Source organism: Croceicoccus bisphenolivorans, from assembly GCF_001634625.1.
GTDB classification, from domain to species: Bacteria; Pseudomonadota; Alphaproteobacteria; order Sphingomonadales; family Sphingomonadaceae; genus Croceicoccus; species Croceicoccus bisphenolivorans.
In genome coordinates this window covers 1-2,346 of record NZ_LRSE01000046.1, presented here as the reverse complement: position 1 = coordinate 2,346, position 2,346 = coordinate 1, and the positions used below count along the sequence as shown (strand labels likewise).

Annotated in this window: 2 protein-coding genes; one reads left to right on the top strand and one right to left on the bottom strand. The window is 59.0% G+C overall.

Annotated features, from left to right (window positions below):
* Window positions 1-33: 33 nt before the first annotated feature.
* Window positions 34-318 (bottom strand): hypothetical protein, encoded by a 285-nt coding sequence (locus A7A77_RS18105; protein ID WP_156500674.1) that lies wholly within the window; start codon window positions 316-318, stop codon window positions 34-36.
* Between the two features lie 256 nt (window positions 319-574).
* On the opposite strand from A7A77_RS18105, the gene ltrA reads away from it, so the two are divergent.
* Entirely contained in the window at window positions 575-2,287 is a 1,713-nt protein-coding gene (gene ltrA, locus A7A77_RS17180; RefSeq protein ID WP_066561263.1) for a group II intron reverse transcriptase/maturase, read from the top strand.
* The last annotated feature ends 59 nt before the right edge of the window (window positions 2,288-2,346 follow it).

Genomic DNA, 2,346 nt, shown 5'->3' with positions numbered 1-2,346 from the left:
GTGCGACGTGCAAGTCGCATGAAAGGAGTAATCTCAATGATTTAGAACAGTGTCCAGTTCTATCGCTACTTCTCCTGTGCGATCCGAGTAATCGGGTGGTGCAAAGCGGGGATGAAAGCCCAAGAGGACTTCCAGCCATGGGAAGAAATCGGGCGAGGCGAAGGTCGGACGGATGAAGTTCATGAACCTATAACGACGTGTCGTGAGGTAGTAAGGTGCCGAAATCGTGGCTGATACGGCATTATTGGGCGCATTGCGAAACAGGGTGTGCTTGGCCCTGATGCGGACACCGCGCCCCGGCACAGCATAGGCATCCACCCCGACCGTATCTCCTTCATGTGGAACACGGAAACCCCGATGGGGACTGCTGGCAACAGCAGTAGGCCAACCGCAAGGGACCGCCGATTACCCAGCGGGAACAGGAGAGTCCGAGAAGCGAATGCCGGCAAGCCGAAAGGCAATGGAAATCCATAACCCGCCGGATAGGGCCATGCCCAAGCCGAAAGGCTGCTGACGCGGACTTGGTGAACTGCCCGAAATCATCGTTACGAACGCTAACCGACGGAGAAGTTGGATGCAGGTGCTACCTGTAAACGGACTGGAGGAATCCACCGAATGGCGCGCCATCTACTGGCGTAAGATCAATCGGCGGGTTCGCAATCTGAGACGAAGGATATTCCGGGCGTCCCGGGAGGGCGACCACCGCAAGGTTCGGTCGTTGCAGAAACTTATGCTGCGAAGCCGCGCCAACGCCGTCAAAAGCGTCCGGCAAGTCACGCAGATCAATAAGGGGAAGCTGACTCCCGGCGTGGACAAGCTGATAGTAAAAACGACCGAGGCGCGCTCACGTTTGATCGACAAGGTTATGTCGCATCAGCCGTGGCGCGCGTCGCCGGTCCGAAGAGTGTATATCCCGAAGGCAAACGGGAAACTCCGCCCCTTGGGCATTCCTACGATACTCGACCGTGCTATGCAGGCGGTCGTGAAGAACGCGCTTGAGCCTGAATGGGAAGCGCGGTTCGAGCCGAGCAGCTACGGCTTCCGGCCCGGACGGGGATGCCACGACGCGATCAGTCTGATCTTCAACATCGCCCGGCCTACAAACCGGCGGCGTTGGGTTCTCGATGCGGACATTGAGGGAGCGTTCGATAATATCGGACACGATGCCCTGCTCAAGTCATTGCGCGGCTTCCCAGCCACAGAGCTGGTCCGCCAATGGCTCAAGGCCGGGTACGTGGAGAAGGGCGTCCTGAATCCCACCGACAGCGGCACGCCGCAAGGTGGGGTCATCAGTCCCCTGCTTGCCAACATCGCGTTCCACGGCATGGAAGCGGCGATCGGTGTCAAACGCATCGCTCGTGGCGACAATGTCGGAAAACGCGCGCTGGTCAGATACGCAGACGACTTCGTGGTGTTCTGCGAGACCGAGGAAGATGCCTATGCCGCCAAGGCCGATATTGAGGCTTGGTTGCAGCCGCGAGGGCTTCGGCTCTCCGAGGCCAAGACGCGGGTAGTTCATCTTGCGGACGGCTTCGACTTTCTTGGCTTCAATGTGCGTCATTACCCGACCCCGGCATCGAGCCGGACGGGGTGGAAGCTGCTAATCAAACCAAGCCGGGACGCGGTAAAGCGGTTCAAGCACCGGATGCGTGATGAATGGGCGGCGCTCAAGGGCATCAATGCCATCGGCGTCATGACCCGCCTCAACCCGATCATCCGAGGCTGGACCAACTACTACCGCACCGTTGTATCGAAGAAGATCCTTGCGCGGCTCGACAGCTGGATGTTCGATAAGGAAATCCGCTGGGCGAGAAACCTGCATCCGCACAAGCCTTGGTACTGGTTGCGACGGAAATACTGGGGAAGGCTCAATCCTGCGCGGAGAGACCGATGGGTGTTCGGCTTGGCTGAACGCGGATCGGGTCAATACCTGCTCAAGCTCTGTTGGACACCCATCGTCCGGCACGTGATGGTCAAGAGCCACGCATCGCCAGACGATGGTTCCTTGGCCCACTACTGGAAACAGCGGGAGACCAAGCGGCACGAGGAGCTTAAAGGGAGACAGCGCGCCTTAGCGAAACGCCAGAATGGCGAATGCTTCTGGTGTGGCGAAACCGTCCATAATGACGAGTATCTGCACGTCCATCATCTCGAGTCACGACGGCTTGGGGGATCGGATGAGCTCTTCAATCTGCGGCTGATGCATCTCTACTGCCATCAGCAACTTCATGCCCGCGAGAAATCTGACCGGGAACGCGAAGCAGTTCGCTTGAGCCGTGTGCCGTGAAAGTGGCACGCACGGTTCTGAGGGGGGCGGGACGCAGCGATGCGTCCCGCCTACCCGAC

What these genes read in the sequence shown, in the direction of transcription:
- ltrA (WP_066561263.1), top strand. Translation starts at nt 575, where the DNA reads ATGCAGGTGCTACCTGTAAACGGACTGGAGGAATCCACCGAATGGCGC.